This is a genomic window from Ferdinandcohnia sp. Marseille-Q9671, from assembly GCF_976954385.1.
In genome coordinates, this window is the sequence record NZ_CDRJTA010000001.1 from 264462 (window position 1) to 283954 (window position 19493).

General features: G+C 38.8%; 14 protein-coding genes and 2 pseudogenes. 6 read left to right on the top strand and 10 right to left on the bottom strand.

The window, feature by feature from the left end; genetic code table 11:
• Positions 1-164: 164 nt before the first annotated feature.
• The 5 genes from ACWNMY_RS01415 to ACWNMY_RS01435 form a co-directional block, all read right to left on the bottom strand.
• On the bottom strand, positions 165-2405 hold the full coding sequence (locus ACWNMY_RS01415) for an ATP-binding cassette domain-containing protein (protein ID WP_449536503.1): 2241 nt from the start codon (positions 2403-2405) through the stop codon (positions 165-167).
• A 308-nt stretch (positions 2406-2713) separates the two neighbouring features.
• Complete coding sequence (locus ACWNMY_RS01420) at positions 2714-4249, bottom strand: carboxypeptidase M32 (RefSeq protein WP_449536504.1); 1536 nt, start codon at positions 4247-4249, stop codon at positions 2714-2716.
• A gap of 249 nt (positions 4250-4498) precedes the next feature.
• Complete coding sequence (locus ACWNMY_RS01425) at positions 4499-5467, bottom strand: sugar phosphate isomerase/epimerase family protein (RefSeq protein WP_449536505.1); 969 nt, start codon at positions 5465-5467, stop codon at positions 4499-4501.
• The gene (locus ACWNMY_RS01430; RefSeq protein ID WP_449536506.1) at positions 5464-6483 is read right to left on the bottom strand and encodes a Gfo/Idh/MocA family protein; all 1020 of its coding nucleotides are present in this window, start codon (positions 6481-6483) and stop codon (positions 5464-5466) included. The genes ACWNMY_RS01425 and ACWNMY_RS01430 overlap by 4 nt, the downstream gene beginning before the upstream one ends.
• Positions 6484-6534: 51 nt before the next feature.
• A complete protein-coding gene (locus ACWNMY_RS01435) occupies positions 6535-7560 on the bottom strand; it encodes a Gfo/Idh/MocA family protein (protein WP_449536507.1) in 1026 nt (341 codons plus the stop codon).
• Between the two features lie 127 nt (positions 7561-7687).
• Here ACWNMY_RS01435 and ACWNMY_RS01440 point away from each other — a divergent pair, with 127 nt between their 5' ends.
• The 3 genes and pseudogenes from ACWNMY_RS01440 to ACWNMY_RS01450 form a co-directional block, all read left to right on the top strand.
• The gene (locus tag ACWNMY_RS01440) at positions 7688-8461 is read left to right on the top strand and encodes an AraC family transcriptional regulator (RefSeq protein ID WP_449536508.1); all 774 of its coding nucleotides are present in this window, start codon (positions 7688-7690) and stop codon (positions 8459-8461) included.
• A gap of 90 nt (positions 8462-8551) precedes the next feature.
• Positions 8552-8842 (top strand): annotated as a pseudogene (locus tag ACWNMY_RS01445) (transposase); the annotation flags it as partial.
• 33 nt (positions 8843-8875) lie between these two features.
• Positions 8876-10110 (top strand): annotated as a pseudogene (locus ACWNMY_RS01450) (IS3 family transposase); the annotation flags it as partial.
• Between the two features lie 67 nt (positions 10111-10177).
• Here the strand turns inward: ACWNMY_RS01450 and ACWNMY_RS01455 are convergent.
• The 3 genes from ACWNMY_RS01455 to ACWNMY_RS01465 all read right to left on the bottom strand — a co-directional run bounded on the left by ACWNMY_RS01455 (position 10178) and on the right by ACWNMY_RS01465 (position 12641).
• Positions 10178-10930, bottom strand: a complete 753-nt coding sequence (locus ACWNMY_RS01455) for a sugar phosphate isomerase/epimerase family protein (RefSeq protein ID WP_449536509.1) — start codon at positions 10928-10930, stop codon at positions 10178-10180.
• Positions 10931-11051: 121 nt separating this feature from the next.
• On the bottom strand, positions 11052-11336 hold the full coding sequence (locus tag ACWNMY_RS01460; RefSeq protein ID WP_449536510.1) for an RNA polymerase alpha subunit C-terminal domain-containing protein: 285 nt from the start codon (positions 11334-11336) through the stop codon (positions 11052-11054).
• A 33-nt stretch (positions 11337-11369) separates the two neighbouring features.
• On the bottom strand, positions 11370-12641 hold the full coding sequence (locus ACWNMY_RS01465; protein WP_449536511.1) for a hypothetical protein: 1272 nt from the start codon (positions 12639-12641) through the stop codon (positions 11370-11372).
• Positions 12642-12794: 153 nt separating this feature from the next.
• On the opposite strand from ACWNMY_RS01465, the gene ACWNMY_RS01470 reads away from it, so the two are divergent.
• The 3 genes from ACWNMY_RS01470 to ACWNMY_RS01480 all read left to right on the top strand — a co-directional run bounded on the left by ACWNMY_RS01470 (position 12795) and on the right by ACWNMY_RS01480 (position 17951).
• Entirely contained in the window at positions 12795-13727 is a 933-nt protein-coding gene (locus ACWNMY_RS01470; RefSeq protein ID WP_449536512.1) for an aldo/keto reductase, read from the top strand.
• Between the two features lie 301 nt (positions 13728-14028).
• Positions 14029-15822 carry an ABC transporter ATP-binding protein gene (locus ACWNMY_RS01475; RefSeq protein ID WP_449536513.1) on the top strand — a complete coding sequence of 598 codons (1794 nt, stop codon included), beginning with the start codon at positions 14029-14031 and terminating at the stop codon, positions 15820-15822.
• The gene (locus ACWNMY_RS01480) at positions 15819-17951 is read left to right on the top strand and encodes an ABC transporter ATP-binding protein (protein WP_449536514.1); all 2133 of its coding nucleotides are present in this window, start codon (positions 15819-15821) and stop codon (positions 17949-17951) included. Before ACWNMY_RS01475 ends, ACWNMY_RS01480 begins: the two co-directional genes overlap by 4 nt.
• A 155-nt stretch (positions 17952-18106) precedes the next feature.
• Here ACWNMY_RS01480 and ACWNMY_RS01485 read toward each other — a convergent pair whose 3' ends face one another.
• The gene (locus ACWNMY_RS01485; protein ID WP_449536515.1) at positions 18107-18241 is read right to left on the bottom strand and encodes a hypothetical protein; all 135 of its coding nucleotides are present in this window, start codon (positions 18239-18241) and stop codon (positions 18107-18109) included.
• 190 nt (positions 18242-18431) lie between these two features.
• On the bottom strand, positions 18432-19442 hold the full coding sequence (locus ACWNMY_RS01490; RefSeq protein WP_449536516.1) for a DUF3231 family protein: 1011 nt from the start codon (positions 19440-19442) through the stop codon (positions 18432-18434).
• Positions 19443-19493 lie beyond the last annotated feature (51 nt).

A 19493-nucleotide genomic window follows, 5' to 3' on the forward strand; every position in this document is an offset into this window, starting at 1 on the left:
AACTTTTTTATAGTATATTGTTAGACTTGTAGAATCATGTAAACAAAAAAGCAGTGTGATTTCAATACAAAATCCACTGCCTTCATAGTTATTTTAATACATCTTTTACAAGTAAGACACGAGGACGGTTCAAACCTCTTTACAAACCGTCCCGTCTATACTCTCTACAAATACTTTGCCGTTACAGAACGATCATTTTCTTGAATCCCTAATGGCGGTCCTTCATATAAAATTTCTCCCCCACCAGTACCACCGTCCGGACCTAAATCAATGATCCAATCACTATTCCGAATCACATCTAAGTGATGTTCGATCACTACGACCGTATTTCCCTTATCGACTAACGTATTGATGATTTGAAGAATATTCGAGACATCTGACATATGCAATCCAGTCGTAGGTTCATCCAGAATATAGATGTTACCCTTTGTTTTTAACTCCTTGGCAAGTTTTAACCGTTGGCATTCCCCACCTGAAAGTGTGTTCAGCGGCTGGCCAAGTGATAAATACCCTAGTCCCACTGTCTTCATGCTTTTCAGTTCGTTTTGAATTTTCTTCACTTCGAAAAACTCTACCGCTTCTGCAACAGACATATCCATGATTTCTACGATATTTTTACCTTTGTATAAATATTGAAGGACTTCTTGCTTATAACGAGTTCCGTTACAATCACTGCATTCGACTTCCATTCCATCCATAAAGGATAAATTGAGTTGCACAGAACCCGTCCCACCACAAGTTTCGCATCCGCCCTTAGAGTTATAGCTAAATAATCCGCTATCCACATTGTTTTCATCAGAAAATGCTTTCCGGATGGCATTCATGATTCCTGTAAAGGTTGCTGGATTTGAACGTATATTGGCGTGTACCGGACTTTGGTCAATCCGAACGGCCTCTGGAAATTCTTTTGCAAATACTTCGTTTACAAGCGTACTTTTCCCAGAACCCGCTACTCCCGTAACCGCAGAAAACACACCAATTGGCACACGAATGCTGACATTTTTCAAATTATGGAGGCTGCTCTTTTTACTTTCGAGGAACTCGTTTACCTGTCTTGGTTTGGCATTAATTTCTGTTTTACTTTTTAAGTATTGAGCCGTTAGTGTCTCAGAGGATAATAACCCCTCGTAGCTACCACTGTACATAATGTTCCCTCCACCAGTTCCGGCATGAGGGCCAACATCAATGATATGGTCAGCTATATGTATGACATCAGGATCATGCTCCACAACTAGTACCGTATTTCCTTTATCGCGCAACTTTACAAGCAATTCGTTTAAACGGTACACATCGCGCGGATGAAGTCCAGTGCTTGGTTCATCAAAGATATACATTAACCCTGTTAAGTTGCTAGACAGATATTTCACCATTTTAACCCGTTGAGACTCACCACCAGATAAGGTTGGCGTTTCCCTTGACAGAGTTAGATAACTCAACCCAATGTCACATAGACTTTGGACGCGCTCAGCAATTCCGTCCACAATAGGTTTTGCTTGTGGTTCATTGAACTGAGGCAGAACCTTAATCAACTCGTCCAACTGCATGGCTGTTAGGTCATAAATGGTATAGCCGTTAATCTTTGAAGACATAACCTTCTCATTGTAACGAGTGCCATGGCAACTCATACATGTGCCAGTTGTGGTAAATTCTTTGAGCTTCTTCTCACTTGCCTTTGATGTATCTTTATCACGGTTGATATTTTGTCGCATAAATTTTACAGCCAACCCTTCGTAGGTTGCGTTCATTTCATTATCCAAATATGTAACTTTCACTTTTTGTGGTTCGGCGTATACTAACTTATCAAATTCTTGTTTTGTATAGTCTTTTATCTTTTTATCTCTGTCAAAGAACCCAGATTCCGCATATGCTTTCCATTGCCATGTACCTGCTCCAAAGCCTGGAAGCAAAATAGCTCCTTCGTTAAGGGACTTGTCCATGTCTATTGCTGCATCAAGGTTTAGCGTAATCATTTTTCCAATTCCTTCACATGTCGGACACATGCCACTTGGGTCATTAAACGAATACGCATTGCTATATCCAATCTGCGGTTGTGCAAAACGTGAAAAAAGAAGTCGGAGTAGAGGTTGAATGTCTGTTGCGGTCCCAAGCGTCGATCTTGCGTTTCCACCAAGTCGTTTTTGATCAACGATAATAGCAGTAGATAGATTATTAATTTCATCTGCCTCAGGTCGGCCATACTTCGGTAAAAACTGACGGGCAAAACTACTAAACGTCTCGTTCAACTGACGTCCTGCTTCCTGCGCAATCGTATCAAACACAATGGATGACTTTCCCGAACCAGATACCCCCGTGAAAATGGTAATCTTCCCTTTAGGAATCTGTAGATTAATATTTTTCAAATTGTTTTCTCTTCCATTAATTACTTCAATAAATTCCTGCCTCATTCACTTACCCTCTCCTTCACCATAAATCTGCTAACCCAACTAGGGAAAACCTACTATATCAGACAAAATATAGAATCGCAAGTGGGTCAAGGGGACAGGTTCCCTGACCCACACTGAAGAGTTACATTCCTATTGTGGGACGGAGGGACAGGTCCCTTGACCCACATCATCAATAGTAATGTAGTTTGAAAGTAGATAACCTCTAGTAAATCGGCAAAAAGGCAGAGGTTTTCCACCTCTGCCTTTTTTGCCTGTTACATCGTTTGAATCCTACTCCAAGAATACCCTCTTGGACTCCGCTATATACCTTAAAGCTGATATACCTTTGCATATTTTTCTTCTAGGTAGTTCACTAGATATGTAGCATTTAAGCTTTCACCAGTGACTTTCTTAATTAATTCATCAGGAGTATAAATGACCCCGTATTGATGAATTTTCTCTTTTAACCATGTTTGAATAACAGTAAACTCTCCTCTTTCAATATGGCCATAAAAGTCAGGGAGTTCCTTCTTAATTGTATTCAAAATTTGTGCAGCGTATAAGTTTCCAAGCGAGTAAGAAGGAAAGTATCCTAAACCGCCAAATGACCAGTGAACATCTTGAAGTACACCTAATGTGTCAGTTGGAGGAACAACCCCTACATACTCTTTCATCTTTTCATTCCATACTTTTGGAAGATCTTTTACCGAAATATCCCCACTGATGAGTCCTTTTTCGATTTCATAACGGAGCATGATGTGTAGATTATAAGTTAACTCATCCGCTTCCACACGAATATAAGAAGGCTCCACAATATTGACTGCCCGATAAAAATCTTTTACATCAAGACTTGCTAATTGGTCCGGAAAATGTTTTTGCAAGTCGTTGTAAAAGAAATTCCAAAATTCTTCACTACGACCCACCATATTCTCTAAAAATCTTGATTGTGATTCATGAATTCCAAAGGATGCCCCACTGCAAATAGAGGTTCCTTCTAATTCAGGGTTAATATTTTGTTCATAAATTCCATGACCTGCTTCATGGATTGTACCAAAAATTGCAGAACGAACGTTATCCTCAAGATAGCGAGTTGTGATTCGAACATCACCCGTGTTAATCGTTTGAGCAAATGGATGCACCGTCTCGTCAAGACGTCCTGCATTCATATCAAATCCAATTCGAGGAAGTAGGAATTGGTTAAATTCTTTCTGACGATCCGTATCGTACTGCTTTTCAAAAACCTCACCATTTGGTTTAGATGACGAATTATTGATTCTTTTTAATAAATCAACACTGCTTTTTCTCAATTCGTCAAAAAGTGGATCCAGCACTTCGACCGTTAAACCAGGCTCAAATTCATTTAATAAGGCATTATATGGATGTCCTTCATACCCGTAATACTCAGCAAATTGCTTTTTAATTTCCACAATTCGTTCAAGATATGGCAGAAACACGTTAAAATTATTTGTTTCTCTCGCTTCTTCCCAGGCATCGTTTGCATTCGAGGTTAACACGATATATTCATTGTATAGTTCAGATGGTATGCTTTTTGATTGTTGATAGAAACTATTTCTTTCACGTACAATTGCTTTGGTCACATCATCTAATTGGGTATACACATCTTCCGCACGTAGTACATCCAGTAGCTCACCCATTTCTTTAGAGATAGATAATTTAAAAATTTCGGTAGATAATGTTCCAATCGAATTTGCAAATAAAGAACGCCCTTTTTTTGGGGCCATTACCTTTTGATCCCATTCTGCAAGAGCTAACACACTATTTAGATGTGTGATTTTTTGATCTAATTCTTTAAATTGATTTACCTTTTCTTGAAGTGTAGTGTTTAAACCTTGAGTTATAGACATGCTCTTCCCCCTTATTGTAAATAGACTATGTATCTACCATAACCTATTATAATTAAATTTAGAAAATTAACAATAATAGAATAGAAAGTAATGTAAATTTTTAGAAAGGGAGACATATTTTATATGCGATTACATAAAAAAAGAGAGTTTGCATGAAAACAAACTCCCTTTAGTTGCCTAAACAGCTAATTCTCTACATGTAGCAACCACCTATAGCACTCACTTTTGAGTTGTTAAAGGCAAGCGCTGTTACACCCACCACATTTGAGAAACTGGTTGGTGAATTAAGACAGATTGCAGGTTCGTTACAGCTCGGTTAAATCCTTCATCAATGGACATGATTGGATCTTCATGCTCAATACTTACCACATAGTCATACCCATATGTACGCAGTGCACTCATCATATCAGACCATTCTTTCAGACTATGACCACAGCCTACGGAACGGAATGTCCAAGCACGTGTTTGAACGTCCCCATATGGTTGCATATCTGTTAAGCCATACATATTGACATTGTCTTGGTCAATATACGTGTCTTTTGCATGGAAATGGTGAATTGCGTTTTCTTTTGCTAAGATTTTAATCGCTGCAACTGGGTCAATTCCTTGCCACCATAGGTGACTTGGATCCAGATTCGCACCAATAGCGTCACATGTTTCTTCGCGAAGCTTAAGCAGGGTATATGGAGTGTGAACTAAAAATCCTCCATGAAGCTCAAGTCCGATTTTCACATTGTGATCCTGTGCAAATGTCCCAACCTCTTTCCAGTATGGAATCAACTTTTCTTCCCATTGCCATTTTAGGACATCGCTGTATTCATTTGGCCAAGCAACGACTGGCCAGTTTGGATATTTTGCTCCCTCATGATCCCCAGCTGTTCCGGAAAAACAGTTTACTACCGGAACATTCATGAGCGATGCTAATTTTATGGTTTTCATCAGTGTCTCATGACATTGTTTTGCGAATTCTGCATCAGGTGAGATCGGGTTACCGTGGCAACTGAACGCACTAATCGTTAGACCACGCTCTTCAACTTTTCTTAAATAATCAACGCGAGCCTGTTCGTCCTCAAGTAAGCCATCTAAATCACAATGCTTGTTACCTGGGTACCCACCCGTCCCAATCTCAACTGCAGAAAGCCCCGCTGCTTTTACTGTATCCAACATGTCTTCAAATGATTTTTCCGCAAATAATACGGTAAACACACCTAGTTTCATTGTGTACTTCCCCCGTTTTCATAGATTTGGTCAATAATTCTAGAAACTTGAAGCGCTTCTTCCGGCTTTACGACGAGATCTGATATTCCCATGCAGGCTTCAATGAAGTTCCTTGCCTGTGGCACATCGGGTACATCATCACCGGGAAGCCATGTTGCTTCACTTGTTACTAGCATTCCATTTTTAGTGGTATAGAACTCTAATGGAAACACATTTAAGCCACCCTCTATACCGGAAATACTCACATGTAAATCGTCTTCTTTAATATTTGCAGCCCATGATGTTTCATAAAGCATTGATACTCCATTTTCAAATTTGATATAGGCTGTAACATGGTCATCCACTTCAAAGGTACTGTAATCGAATGGCCCCCACGTATTCACTTGGTTTGGGAGTTTACTAAGCTTGTTATAGACCGATCCAGACACCTCCGTTTCCTTTGGATTTCCAATAAGCCATAATGCCAAATCAAGAAAATGGCAGCCCCAGTCGATTAGACTGCCTCCTCCTTGAAGATCTTTATTGGTAAAAACACCCCAGCTTGGTACTTTCCGCTGTCTTAGCGCCTTTACCCTAACCACTAATGGAGTTCCCACCTCATCCATTGCCTTTTTTGCTGCTTGAGCTTCTTTCTGAAAGCGGTAATGATAGGCAATATCGAGAACTTTATTTGCTTCTATCGCAGCCGAAATCATCGACTCGCATTCTTTCGCGTTTAGCGCCATTGGTTTCTCTGAAAGAACATGTAATCCCGCCTTAAAAGCAGCAATAGCTATTTCCGCATGGAATTTATTCGGTGTACAAATACATACTGCATCAACATGTGAGAATATGTCATGATAATCATTAGAAACATGTGGTATACCATAACGATGTGCAATCTCTTGGGCACGATCTAGATTCACATCACAAATCGCAGTTATTTCACAGATATCATGTAATTTTTGAAAAGAAGGTATATGACGGTCCTGTGCAATTCCTCCAGCCCCGATGATACCAATTCGAAGTTTTTCCATCTTTACTACCTCCAATTGTTTATCCCCTACTGTATACTATGTTTTTCACGTTTAACTTATTTGAACAATTTGTTTGGTTTCACTTGATCTTAAGGCAGCTAAGACAACCTTTAACGACTTCATTCCTTCACTTCCTGGTATTGGAGGCTCTTGATTTTGGATGATGGAGTCAACAAATTTTCCAATCACATGTGAGTTATTTTGACCACCTTCGTCGTTTGACTGGATTTTTCCGAGCTCGTATTTGACTACTTCTCCCGTTTTATACTGAATAATCATTGAGTGAGTAGGGTCGTCCTCTAAACGCAGAACCGCATTTTCACCATATATAATGGTGGAATTGTCTTCCTTGCTATAGCCCCAACTAGCAGCTAAGGTACCGATAATGCCACTTTCTGTTTTTAGAACACATACTGCGTTATCATCAACATTTGAGAATTCTTTCGTATTTTGTTCAACAAACGCACCGACTTCTACAATTTCTTCACCTAAAATAAAACGTAGTACATCTGTTTTATGGACGCCAAGATCCCCCATTGCGCCGACAAAGGCTTTTTCTTTTTCAAAAAACCAGCTGTCTTTTCCATCAATGCTCCAGCGTTCAGGACCACCATGGCCAAAAGCGGTACGGAAACTAAAAATCTTTCCAAGATCCCCGCTCTTTATAAGTTGACGGGCTCTCTGATGGGATTGGACAAACCGTTGATTATGGGCAATCATTAACTTTTTACCAGAAGCTTCCGCAGCAGCAATCATGTTTTCCGCTTCCTCGGCAGACGTTGCCATTGGTTTTTCACAAAGCACATGTGCTCCTGCATGTAATGCAGCAATTGAGACATCAGCATGTAGATAATTCGGTGTACAAACGCTTACAATATCAACATTCGCATGCTGTAACAATTCTTCATAACTTGTATACGCATCCGCACCATATTTTTCTGCTGTTTCTTTTGCACGTTGTTCATTGATATCGCAAACCGCTACTATCTCAACATGAGTATTCGCATTGTATTCTGGTAAATGACGATGCTGAGCAATGCTCCCACATCCAATAACTGCTACTCTTAGCTTTTCCACTACTATCCACTCCTTCTTTTTACATTACCTATTTGATTACATAGTAACTTACTTATCAATCAATAAATATAGATGATATAATTAAAACATCTACTATTTTGCTAGATTTTTAGAAAAGAGGAACAGCATGAGAACAAAAATATACTTTTGTGGCTACTCCTTTCATACGAAAGGATATCAATCTCAACATAAATCAGGGTTCCCAGCGTATTTGTTTCGATTACAAACAGAAGGAATCTGTGAAGTGGTGGTAAAAGGGAACAATAGAGAGCTCAAAAAAGGAGATCTCCTGCTCATCAAACCTGGCGATCATTACGAGCTTTTTGTGAAAGACGGCCAAAGAAGTGGAGACTATCATTTGGCGTGCGAGGGAGCTTGGCTTGACAAATGGTGGAGTAAGTCTTCGAAACAAAGTATTTCACAAATTGATCTCGATGGTAAAATTCTTTCGTTATGGAACCAACTCATCATTGAAAAACGAAGACCAGACTCAAGCCAAAATGAGGAGCTTGCCGACTATTTACTAAGGGCTCTCTGTTTGTCGATGGAACGAGCGATTCATGAAATCATCCCCTCATACCAGTATCCATATAATGTAACAAAAATGATGCGTTACATTGAGGAACATGCTACATCTCCAATTAAAGTTGAGGACGTCGCGAAACATGTTGGCCTTAGTGTATCCAGGTCTGTACATCTTTTTAAAAACAGCGTTGGAAAAACAATGATCGAGTACACGCAGGAAATTCGCCTAGCCACTGCGATTGATCAAATGAAGTATACGACAATGAAACTTGAACAAATTGCGGAGGACTGTGGGTTTGGAAGCTACCCTTATTTTCATAAGGTATTTAAAAAGAAATATGGTGTCGCTCCAGGTGTTTATAGACGTCTAGAATAATAGAAAAGGGCTGCCCTACAAAGTGATATGCTCCCCCTTAGGTAGACAGATTAAAAAATATAATCTGTTTTACCTTAGGGGGAGTTTTTTATGTCCAATAAAATCTATTCTAGTCAGTTTAAGTATGAAGTAGTAACAGCTTATAAGAACGAAGATTATACAGTTAAAGAACTCACCGAGAGATATCAAATACCTAAAGTTACTTTATATAAATGGGTAGAGATATTTGATAAAGATGGGGAAAAAGGATTTGAATACTCTAGCACCTGGAAGTCCTATTCTAAAGAGGTGAAATTAGCCGCTGTTCTAGATTACACATCGGGGGAATATTCACAATATGAGATTGTTCGAAAGTATGAAATTTCAAGTAGAAGTGTCCTTCAGAGGTGGATTTCCAAGTATAATAGTCATAGAGAATTAAAGGATACGTCGAAGGGAAGGACGAGCTCTATGACTAAAGGGAGACAAACTACTTGGGTTGAACGAATTGAAATAGTAATGGATTGTATAGGGAACGGGAAGGATTTTAAGAAAACAGCTGAGGCTTATGAAGTATCCTATCAACAGGTATATCAATGGGTTAGGAAGTATGAAAATGGTGGAGATGAAGCGCTTAAGGATAATCGTGGTAGAAAAAAAGAAGAAACTGAGTTAACTCCAGAGGATAAGATCAAGTTACAGATGAGAAAGTTAGAAAGAGAAAATGAACGTTTGCGTGCGGAGAATTTGTTCTTAAAAAAGTTAGAGGAGATCGAAAGGAGGCGAAAATAAGCCAAATCCGATTTGAGGACAAGTACATCGCTATTAAGGAACTTCATGAGAAAGAAAATCTAAGCATCTTGTTACTTTGTGATATCGCTGGTATTACACGGGCAGCTTACTATAAGTGGCTAAAGCGTACTCCTTCTGAACGGGAACTACAGAATGAAGAAATTATTAAAGAGATGAAAGACCTTCATGAAGAGGTAGAAGGCATCTATGGATATCGGAGAATGACGATGACCATTAATAGAAAACTTGGGCAAAACTTCAACCACAAACGTTTTTATAGACTAATGAAAGTCGCTGGTATACAGTCTGTCATCCGGCAAAAGAAGAAACGTTATAAGCACTCTATCCCTCAACATGTTGCAGAAAATGTATTAAACCGCGAGTTCACGGCTGAAAAACCAAATGAAAAATGGGTAACTGATGTCACGGAATTTAAATATGGAACATCAAAGAAGGCCTATTTAAGCGCTATTCGTGATCTATATGATGGATCGATTGTGAGTTATGTATTAGGACATTCAAATAACAATAAACTTGTTTTTAAGACCCTCGATCAAGCTACACAATTGTTGGATGGAGACCATCCACTTATTCATAGCGATCGTGGTTTCCAATACACTTCTAACGGATTCAAAAGCAGAATAGACAAGGCAGAGATGACACAAAGCATGTCCAGAGTTGGAAGATGCATTGATAATGGACCTATGGAATCATTTTGGGGAACGCTTAAATGCGAGAAGTATTATTTGCGTAAGTATGGGACTTTTGAAGAATTATCTAAAGCGATAGACGAGTATATATTTTTCTATAATCATAATAGATATCAAAAACGACTAAACGGCCTCAGCCCTATGGAATATAGAGCTAAAGCCGCTTAGGTCATTTTTTATTATTTCCACTGTCTACTTGACAGGGGGCAGTTCAAAGAAGTGGCAGCCTCCGTACTTACTTCCTCATTTTTAAAAAATCTAGACTCATTTTAATACTTTCTAAAGGATCGCGTCTACACTCATCCTGCTCAACGATCCACCATTTCACACCATTTTCTTTACCAATTTGTAAAATACCTTCGAGATTTACTCCACCCGTACCGAGTTCAGCAAAAAACTTTTCTTCATCGAGTGTCATATCCTTCAGATGAATTAACGGTGTACGGTTGCGATATCGTTGCATCCACTCCACCGGATCCTCACCTGCTTTTGTTAGCCAATACACATCAAGTTCTGCTTTTACAAACTCTGGATTTGTATTTGTAAAAATAGATTCTAGTGCTGTTTTACCGTCCGATAATGGCTCTAGTTCAAAATCATGATTATGGTAACAAAGGGAAATTCCCTCACGAAGACAAACTTCACCAGCCTCCTGTAAAAATGAAATAAGAGCTTTGTAACTCTCTTCATTCCGTTGGTCAGGGAGTATGTATGGACAAACCAGGTATTGACTACCCAACACCTTCTGTTCTTCTATGACTCTCTCTAAATTGGTTTCTAGTTCAGCCAGTGAAACATGGCTACCCGCCACTTTAAGATTGAGTTTATCAAGGGCTTCCTTCACTTCTTGTGCTGTAAATCCACCCAAACCTGCGAGTTCCACTCCGTCATAGCCAAGTTCTGCTACCTTTCGTAGGGTGCCAAAAAAGTCTTTTTCACACTCGTTTCGTAAGGTGTACATTTGTATGCCTACTGGAATGTCTGTCATCCTAATCCCCCATTTCCATATATTTCTTATTTGATTCCATTATAGGTGTAAGGCTATCAAATAAAAATAGAGGATTTAATGAAAACATCTACTATTTTGCTATTTTCGATTCCAAGGCATATTAGTTTTTAAAGGATAACCCATTTTCCTCTAGGGCAGCCCTAAGTTTCGGTAGTGAAGCTGGTCCCATACCATGGAATTTGAGAATCTCTTTTTCCGTATAGGTGCTTAGTTGTTCTATTGTTGTGATCCCATTGTGTTCCAATGCCCGTCTCGCTGGTGCCGAGAGTACTGAAAGAAATCCGTTTACTGGGCGGCGTTCCTTCTCACAAGTTGGACAGGTTGGACAGTCACTACTTTTATAATAGTGGTGTCCTTTTTCACAAATTTTTAGATTCTTTGTCATAGAAACACATCTCCCCATCCTTTATAGATACCCTTACAAATCATCTAAATTAACGACTTCCCCATTTGCCGCATTTACACCATATTGACAATCAATTTTTCCACATAATACATATTGTTTCTTACCAAAGTCATACACATAATAAGGTTTTAACTCAAACAAGTCTTTGAGTTTTTCGTAAGCTTCCTCTTTCGTAAATGCTACTTGGTCGGGTTCTTTAAATCGATCAAACATTTCTAACATTAGTTTATTATCCATATAATTTACAGCTTTAAGGGTCTCCCCATCAATCATGATCATCAATTTTCGTTGAAAGACACGATTGTCCTGCTGGTTCGCCCTAAGTATCGCATGAATATATCCCTTTTCACGATGGAGTGTTTTAAGCATCCAGTTTCCGCTGTCAGATGGATATTCTTGGCGTACTAATTCCTCGACTGCTGCAATACATTTCTCTTCTTCTTCCTTAGAAATTGGAAACGAAACAGGAGAAGGCTCAATTGAATATGCCTGTTCTGCTGTTACCTCTTCTACCCAACTAATTTCTTTTCTCTCAAACGACTTCTTAATGGGCTCGTCCCAAATAATTGTTTTATTGATTTTTAAATATCCATTATGATCGACTATTACTTCAAATGGAATCGTTGATGTTCCATCATTCGATACATACAATTCTTCTACCTCATACACAGGATACAGTTTTTCCTTTTCAAAGGAAGGAAACTCCAGTAATTTTACTTGTTCCTTTGCCAGATTTTCAATTTGCTCGAAGATTAACGTGTAGGTTTCAATCCTTACTATTTCTTCAGTTGGAAAGTGGCCATACACTGAGAACGAGGTGAGCTGCCCTTCTTGATTCCACTTCACCTCAATCAATCCGGATGGAGATACCGCTACTCCCTCTATACATTCTTTAAATCTTAGTTCGCCTTCACTTTCTGTATGGACTTGAAACTGTTTTCCATAGATGAGTCCTGTTTCTTGTTCCACCCATTTGATGATGGTATCGGTGTCAGGATCTTCAAACGTAATTCCATCCCTTGCAAAGGTTTCTCCCATTACAAAAATAGCGCTATCATACTTGCCAGTATGCACATTAACCTCAATCACCGCCGTACCATCAGGGTTCGAATCCTCATCCACTACTTCAGTGGTATTTTTAGGGAACCACTCCATTGACAGTGTATAGTTCGTTTCATTAAAGATATTGACGTTTCTAGAAAGACTGTGACGTCCTAGATAATAATCATGTAATCCAAATTTCGTTTTTGTATGATTAATTAAGTCTTGTATACGAGGATCCATTTGCTTCCCACCTATTCGATAATGTTACTACCCTTTCTACGAAATAGGATATATTTGGTTTCACTTATTTTTCTAAATAAGACAAAGTACGAGGTATAACAAATGAAAAATGGTAAAATAATGAAATGATAAAAAGTTTGGAGGTAATGAAACATGACAAAACACGTTCAACTTGGTAAAACAGAACTATACATAAACCCAATCGGTCTTGGTACAAACGCGGTTGGCGGGCATAATCTATACCCGAATCTGGACGAAGATGCAGGCAAGGAATTAGTACGAGTCGCCATCGAAAATGGAATTACATTTATCGATACAGCCTATGTATATGGTCATGGACGTTCAGAGGAGTTAGTTGGTGAGGTCATTAACGAAACGAGAAAACGGAGTGAGATTATACTTGCGACAAAAGGCGCTCACCGATTACTTGGTGATAAAACTGTTTTCGATAATTCCCCTGAATTTTTACGTCAAACGGTTGAAGAAAGCCTAAAACGACTTCAAACGGATTATATTGATTTATTTTATATCCATTTCCCTGATGAGAAAACACCAAAGGATGAAGCCGTCGGTGCTTTGAGTCGATTAAAAGAAGAAGGAAAAATCCGAGCGATTGGGGTATCAAACTTCTCGATGGAGCAACTAAGGGAAGCAAACAAAGACGGCTATGTGGACGTCTTTCAAGGTGGCTATAACCTCATTGACCGTTCTGCAGAAAAAGAATTGCTGCCGTATGTAGCCGAACACCGGATTTCATTTGTACCTTACTTTCCGCTTGCAGCTGGATTGTTAGCCGGTAAATACAATAAAGAAACGACATTTAATGACTTGCGAACTAATATGCCTCATTTACAGGGAGACGCATTCCAACGTAATCTAGAAAAAGTAGAACAGCTACGTGAAATTGCCAATGGAAAACAAGTTGAAGTGGCACACCTTGTGCTAGCCTGGTATTTAACTCGGGACGAGATTGATGCTGTTATTCCTGGGGCAAAGCGCGCTGAACAAGTGTTAGACAACTTGAAAACAATAGACGTTGAATTAGCAGCAGATGAAATTCAAGCGATTGATGAAATTTTTAAATAAGAAACCAAAAGCAATTTGTGGTAAAATAGAGGTCCTTGGCAGGGGCATTATATAAGGGAGTTTGACATTCTGTGTCAGACTCTCTTTTTTTGTCTTTTGGGAGAGGGTACCCGTCCCTCTGACCCACTTTTTCTTTCTGGGTCAGGGAACCTGTCCCCCTGACCCACATGACCCAAGCTCCCCCAATCCCCTGCTTTGTCCACAGCAAGATAATCCATGTAAGTTGATAGGTAAATCCATGTTAGGTTTAGGGATTATGCGGTACTCTTGTTTTACGACATTTTTTAGAAGGTGAGATTATTTGGACATAAAACCTATTTTTCGTGATCATTTGTTTCAAAACAAATGGGGCTATGTGGTTGGTACTGTTTTAGTAACGATTTCACTTGTGCTACAGCTTGTGGTACCGATGTTACTCGAGGTGTTTACAGATGGGCTACAAAGCTTTTCAACTAATACGGCAGAGTTGATCAAAATAGCCATCTGGATGGTTGTTGTGGGGCTAGGTGTCTTTTTCTTCAGATCAACAGGGAGAATCTATATTTTTCGATTATCCCGTTTGTTGGAACGAAACATTCGTGGCCGCTTGTTTGCTCATTGGGAAACGCTGCAAACCGATTATTATCAAAATCAACGAATTGGCAATTTAATGGCGCATGCTGTCAACGATGTGAATCTTTTACGACAGGTTGGCATGCAAGGTGTGTTTCAAACCCTAGAAGCCGCCGTGCTTATCACAGTAACAGTAGTGATGATGGCAACGACAATCGACTTATCCTTAACATTATTAGTCCTTCTCCCCCTTCCTGGCTTAACGTATTTAGCGTACCGATTTCGCGCAAAAATAAAAATGGATTCCAACCACGTACAGGAAGCGATTGGTACATTAACCAGTCGGGTTCAAGAATTTTGTGCGGGTATACGGATTATTAAGACCTACGTCCAAGAAGGAGCTGAACTAAAAAAATTTGAACAGGATAACGGGGCAAATGTAGACGCAAACAAACAATTAATTCGCTCAAACTCCCTATTTAACTCATTAAGTCAAGGCATAGTCGGAATAAGCTATCTGACATCTATCGTGTTTGGTTCCATATTAGTAATGCAGGATACCATAACACTTGGAGAATTTGTTGCGTTTAATACGTATTTATCTCTCCTTGTTGGTCCGATTGAGAATTTGGGCAAGGTTATTAATCTATTACAACAAGGAACAGCAGCAGATGTACGATTACGTGAGGTTTTGTCTACAAAACCAACGATTAAGGATGAAGAAGGTGTTATAAACATCCCTTCCATTCAAGGTGACATTACCATTAAAGACTTATCCTTTTCGTACCAAAACAAGCCAGAACCATCACTCTCAAACATTGATTTACATATTCCAAAAGGATCTACACTAGCCATCGTCGGTAAAATAGGCAGTGGAAAATCTACACTTGTGAATCTACTTCTACGAATCTACAATCCACCAAGACAATCCATCTTTATTGATCATTATGATATTCGGGATCTTCCATTAAAAACAGTACGAAGAGCAATCGGATATGTACCACAAGACAATTTTCTATTTTCAACATCAATCAGCGAAAATATAGGGTTTGACCCAAAAGGCTATAATGACAAAGAAATTCACCAGGCGGCAAAACAGGCACATGTGTTTCAGGATATTATCGAATTACCGAAAGGATTTGGAACTGAATTGGGTGAACGTGGATTGTCTTTATCAGGTGGCCAACGACAACGAGTTAGCATTGCTCGCGCCATGATCAAACGGGCACCTATTATGATTTTTGATGATAGCTTATCCGCTGTTGATTCTAAAACAGAAAAAAACATTCTACACACGATAAAAACAAAAATGGAAGGAAGCACCACCATCATTATTAGCCATCGGATTTCTACGATTCAACATGCAGACCAAATCATCGTAATGGATGGTGGAATGATCGTCGAACGAGGAACACATAAATCACTTCTTAGCAAAAATGGCATCTATAAAAAGATGCATGTACAACAACAAACTGGACTTGACTTACAACAACCCCTTTCCTCTAACGGGAAAAAGATTGCAATTAAAAGGAGGGATAGATGATCGCTACAAATGATGAAAAACAACTAAAACAATTTAGTGATAAACAATTACTACGGAGCATATTAGCTTTTGCTAAACCTTATCGGAAGCTTTTTATTTTCTCACTCATGTTAACGGCACTGATCGTTATTGCTGGGCTGGCTCAGCCTTATTTAATAAAGGTTGCAATCGATGACCATATAAACGGAATCTATGCACCAATGGTATATGTCGACCAATCCGAATCAAGCCAGGCTAGTAATCTACTACAACAAGAAAATATCAAAGCGAAGGAAATTGCCACTCTTGAGGATCATACGTATTTTCGTGTCAATGGTGATGGTAGTGAGTTACCGGGAGGTGTTCAACCAGCACGGATTGTGGAAATCGAAGGTGTGCATTATCTCGTTCATGGATGGAATGCAGGATTCACAAATTCGAACAGCTACCACGTTGAAAATAATCAAATAACGATTGATGGGACTACGTTCCCTGCCCTTGCGTTACAAGGAGATGCCGAGCAATTATTTCGCGGGAATGATTACACAGGCATGATTTGGCTTGGTGTCATCTATTTTATATTAATCGTCGGCTCGTCAGTACTTACTTATTTTCAAAATAACTCCTTACAATATACAGGTCAATCCATCATCTATGATATTCGTGAAACGATCATGAAGCATTTTTCAAAGCTACAAATCTCCTATTATGATAAAAATCCGATTGGTCGACTCGTCACAAGAATGACCCATGACGTGGAAGCTCTTAATCAATTATACTCTCAAGTAATTGTTAATTTGATACGTGAAGTGCTAATGCTGATTGGAATCATAGTGATCATGTTGCAAATGAGTGTGAAGCTGACTCTGATTAGTTTTACGGTAATCCCCTTTATTGCGCTCATTACGTTTTATTTTAAAAAGGTTATACGAAATGCCCAACGATATGTCCGTTTTATTTTAAGTAAGTTAAATTCGTATTTAGCAGAAAACCTTACAGGCATGCAAGTGATTCAAATCTTTGTTCGGGAAAAAAAGCAACAGGAGCAATTTAATGAATTAAACCAAGAGCATTATCGCGCAGGTATGCGTCAGACGGTACTTAATTCGATTTTCAATCCATCGATTGGGTTATTTGGAAATATATCAATGGCTTTACTTATCTGGTATGGAGGTAGAAATGTATTGGATGGAGCCCTAACGTTCGGGGTTGTCTATGCGTTTACTCACTATGTAAGACAATTTTTCGAACCATTACGAGGACTTGCTGATCGATTTAATCAAATCCAAGCAGCACTTGCTTCAGCTGAACGAATTTTTGATACATTAGAAACGAAGCCAACGATTGTCAATAAAACAGAACCTAGTAAACTCCCACATAAGGTTAAAGGGAAAATTGAGTTTAGTAATGTGTGGTTTGCGTACCAAAATGAGGAATGGGTGTTAAAGGATGTTAGCTTTTCGATTGAACCTGGGGAAACGATCGGAATTGTTGGTGCTACTGGCGCAGGTAAAAGCTCGATTATCCAGTTAATCAATCGATTCTATGATATCCAAAAAGGTAGCATAAAACTTGACGGAGTCCCAATTAAGGATGTTGCAATTAGAGATCTACGAAAACATGTTGGGATTATTCAACAAGACAGTTTTGTGTTTTCTGGAACTGTCTTTGATAACATTCGCCTAAACAACTCCAGTATTAGTGATGAAGAGATTATGAGAGCAGCAAAATCAGTTGGTATGGCTCCTTTTTTCGAAACGTTACCTAAGAAATATGAGACACTGCTAGGTGAACAAGGAACCGTTTTATCAACCGGACAAAGACAATTACTGTCCTTTTTACGAGCAATGATTGCCAATCCCAATGTATTAATTTTAGACGAAGCAACAGCTAATATTGATACCGAAACCGAAATTGTCGTTCAAGATACATTAAAAAAGATCTCGAAGGACAGAACGACGATCATCATTGCACACCGTCTCTCGACCATTCAACACGCAGACAAGATACTCGTCCTAGATAAAGGGAAAATCGTTGAGTCTGGTAATCACGTTACCCTTATACAACAAAAGGGTGCCTATTATCGTTTGTGCATGAGCCAAAACAAACAACAAAAGCCCAAAAAACAACGAGTGAATATGTATTACTAATCCAGAGCGCTTGGTAACCAAGCGTTCTTTAATTATGTTTCCAACAATTTAAGTACTACAAGAAAAAACCAGTACCACTGGGATCCTGCGTCTTCTTTCGTACTCATTATCAGAAGAAAAATGTTCACGTACTGGTGTCCCTTCGCGTAAACCAACTACTGAAAACCAGATGAAGTTAGTGCTTTAAAATAAGTCACTATTGTCCGGTGATATTTTACGACTATTTTTTCAATCCAAGGTTCTTTTCTTTCTCCTTCGAGAAAATAATCATCCACTATCCAACTCCCCAATTAATGCCCTCATAAAAACTTGCTTTTCTACTGTGGATTCATTTTGTACTTTATACAAGTATAAAAATAGCAGACCCACTCGCTAACAATGGGTCTGCCAGGTACTACTCTAAGGGCTGCGAATTTTCCCTCGTATCAAAACCTTTTTTTCCGTTATAGTATCAATCCCATTTCATCTAAAAGTACACATTTAAGGTTTAGTCATTTGGTTTCTTTCTTCCATTTGTGGTGGTTCTTCCAACCATCCATATTTAATCATTATCTTTGCACCTTTATGAGCATATTCAAAAATATCTTTCATAAAAATAGACATTTTTGCTGGTAAGTCATTTCGCAAACTAAATGCCGTACCAAGAGAACCACTCCCCATCGAAAAACTACAAAATAGACTTATGCAATACATCATTAACTTATCAGAAAATGGCGCTACCGTTGATCGAGTTGCATTGCCGCCTGATGTCTGAGGATTTTGTAGATCTGATTGAAGTAAAGTTTCACTAAGTTCCTTTACAATACTTTTGGCAAGCTCAGCCCCTTCATTAAAATATTGTTTAACATCTTTTTCATTTGCACATTGAGCAAAACCTAAAATCATCTGCAGTCCTAAGATATTCGATTCAATCGCATGATGAATTTGAGCAACTTCTACCGTATTTAACGTTCGCTTTTCAGTAAAAGGATTCATAGAGTTACCGCTCAAATAACTGGTACCTTTCGCAAACTCAACTGCTTTTGGCATGGAAACATGCGGTGACTTTACAAGTAACCCTTTTTCAAGCAAATATTGTGTGCAGAGATTGTAATATTTTTGAGTGGTTGCAGTTAAATCTTTCATTAACAAAACAATATCTTCGCGAAAAGTCATCGTAATATTTAATGAGTGAAGGCCCATACTAATTTCATTTAATAATCGAACAAACATGATATCAAAACCATTATCGTATAACTTAGGCGCGTCCATATTAACATCTTGAGCCGTATAACCAACTGGTATCACAGCCTCTTCTTTCTGAAATATCTCAGTGATAACATTTACATAATTTGTGACCTCTTGATAAAAAGTAGTCATAATCTCTTTGGCTTTTTCGTCATCCGCTTTTTCTATAAAATATTCAAGCACACGTAAAACCATTGTTTTTTCCTGAAATGTCAGCCATAATGTGCCTAATTCAGACGAAGTAATCGCAGATTTTTCCGGCAAGTAAATCCCCTCCTAAAATTTTCTTATTTTAGGATGAGCTTTTTTGGAGGT

Bases quoted from the DNA above. Each gene is read 5' to 3' on its own strand.
- ACWNMY_RS01455 (WP_449536509.1), bottom strand. From the start codon at position 10,930: ATGACAGACATTCCAGTAGGCATACAAATGTACACCTTACGAAACGAG.
- ACWNMY_RS01415 (WP_449536503.1), bottom strand. From the start codon at position 2,405: ATGAGGCAGGAATTTATTGAAGTAATTAATGGAAGAGAAAACAATTTG.
- ACWNMY_RS01470 (WP_449536512.1), top strand. From the start codon at position 12,795: ATGACAAAACACGTTCAACTTGGTAAAACAGAACTATACATAAACCCA.
- ACWNMY_RS01430 (WP_449536506.1), bottom strand. From the start codon at position 6,483: ATGGAAAAACTTCGAATTGGTATCATCGGGGCTGGAGGAATTGCACAG.
- ACWNMY_RS01480 (WP_449536514.1), top strand. From the start codon at position 15,819: ATGATCGCTACAAATGATGAAAAACAACTAAAACAATTTAGTGATAAA.
- ACWNMY_RS01440 (WP_449536508.1), top strand. From the start codon at position 7,688: ATGAGAACAAAAATATACTTTTGTGGCTACTCCTTTCATACGAAAGGA.
- ACWNMY_RS01425 (WP_449536505.1), bottom strand. From the start codon at position 5,467: ATGAAACTAGGTGTGTTTACCGTATTATTTGCGGAAAAATCATTTGAA.
- ACWNMY_RS01460 (WP_449536510.1), bottom strand. From the start codon at position 11,336: ATGACAAAGAATCTAAAAATTTGTGAAAAAGGACACCACTATTATAAA.
- ACWNMY_RS01465 (WP_449536511.1), bottom strand. From the start codon at position 12,641: ATGGATCCTCGTATACAAGACTTAATTAATCATACAAAAACGAAATTT.
- ACWNMY_RS01420 (WP_449536504.1), bottom strand. From the start codon at position 4,249: ATGTCTATAACTCAAGGTTTAAACACTACACTTCAAGAAAAGGTAAAT.